Origin of the sequence: Wolbachia endosymbiont of Mansonella perstans, from assembly GCF_020278605.1 — a bacterium.
In the GTDB taxonomy this organism is placed as follows: domain Bacteria; phylum Pseudomonadota; class Alphaproteobacteria; order Rickettsiales; family Anaplasmataceae; genus Wolbachia.
The window spans coordinates 1-1,578 of record NZ_JACZHU010000134.1 but is presented as its reverse complement, the minus strand read 5'-3'; the positions used below and the strand labels follow the sequence as shown (position 1 = coordinate 1,578).

The 1,578-nt window shown below is 31.7% G+C and carries 2 pseudogenes; one reads left to right on the top strand and one right to left on the bottom strand.

Annotated features, from left to right (window positions below):
- Positions 1-125: 125 nt before the first annotated feature.
- A pseudogene (locus IHO13_RS05420) lies at positions 126-804 on the bottom strand (class II aldolase/adducin family protein).
- A gap of 263 nt (positions 805-1,067) precedes the next feature.
- Between IHO13_RS05420 and IHO13_RS05415 the strand changes: the two are divergent.
- Positions 1,068-1,578: pseudogene (locus IHO13_RS05415) on the top strand (hypothetical protein); the annotation flags it as partial.

Sequence of the window (1,578 nt, the reverse complement as noted above, 5' to 3'; positions counted from 1 at the left end):
CTAGTATCAAGTACTGGAATGACGAAAAAAGGCTACTTGGATAACAAGAAGAGGAGCATTCAGAGGAAGATAGTAGTGCAAAGAGCCTCTTACAACTTACTTTTAATTAGTCTAACCCATGCATGTTAATTTCTTCCACCAAAATTGCTTTTGAAAGATAAAAGATCCTTTACAGCTTTTGAGTAAATTTCTTTGCTTGGAATTGATAATTCCCTATTCATCACTAATGTTAAACATTGAGTTTTACACGCTTGTTTTAAGCGATATGTATAAAACATTGCTTCTTGTATAGTCCGACCACACGTTATAGATCCATGATCGCGCATTAACATCACAAAACTTTCTCTTAGATCGGCTATTAGTCTTTTTCCTTTTGTATCATCAAGCGCTAGGGAATTATAATCACAGTAAGGTATCTCATTGTAAAAATGCAGCGCCCACTGACTTGTTGGGAGTAACCCATCTTTGGGGGAGGAAACTGCTACAACAGAAGGTGTATGCAAGTAAAAAATTGCTTAAACATCTTTCCTTGCTTGATAAATAAAGCCGTGGATTACATAACCAGTTTTATTATATTGATATTCTTTGCCCTCAATAACATCTCCACCAAACGACACCTTGCATCAATGAATTTTCATTCACTTCATTAAAGCGTATACCAAATGGATATATACAAAACTACTTTTGGTTCTCAGAACGCACCGATAGGTGAGTATATGTATGGCCATCCAGTTCTAAGTAAGATAAAATTTGATAGGCGTAGATTGAGTCCCTTTTTACCTCGCTCTTTGTTAATAAAACAATTTTCAGCTAAGATCTTCTGAAAGTTTATACAAGAAGAGAGGCTCGTAATAAACTCATACTTTTAGTTTGGAGGTAAATTAGAGAAAGAGGAATTCTTAGTAAACAATTCTCTATTACATAATCTATGAGACTTATACGGAATTTATGTCCTTGAACTATATAATATCTTAACTGCAAAAATAATTTTTCTATATAATGTTTTAAATGTTTTAAAGCTTAAGTTTCATGTTATTATAAATATAGATTTTAACATTATAAATAATATGATAAACATTAATATAAAGGAACAGATAACAGGAGTTTTCGTATATATTATCGGCTTTTCAGGAAGTGGCAAGCTTTCTACAGCAATAGAATTATCTAATATGATAGGTGCACTGATTGTAAATAGCAACTTTTCCAACAATACTCAAATCCGCTCTATATATGATAATATCTTTGAATATGACCAAATTCCCAAAGAAGTCCAAGATAGAATATATAACGTTGCACAAATTATGCTTCAGGCAATAGAAGCCTATCTAATTCATTCAAAAAATTTCATATTTATCGATGAATTGATGAAAAATAACGATTACAATATAAGGATGTATAACTCAGTAGTAGAGCTTAGTAAAAGAATGAATACAAGAATTCTTCCTATAGTGCTAAAGTGTGACCTACCTACATTACAAAAACGCATTAAATTAAAAAGGCAAAGGGAAAAATAAGAAAGTTACTAGCATGAGTAGTATTATAGAGAAATTTAGGACTCGTAATTTATTTATACCGCCG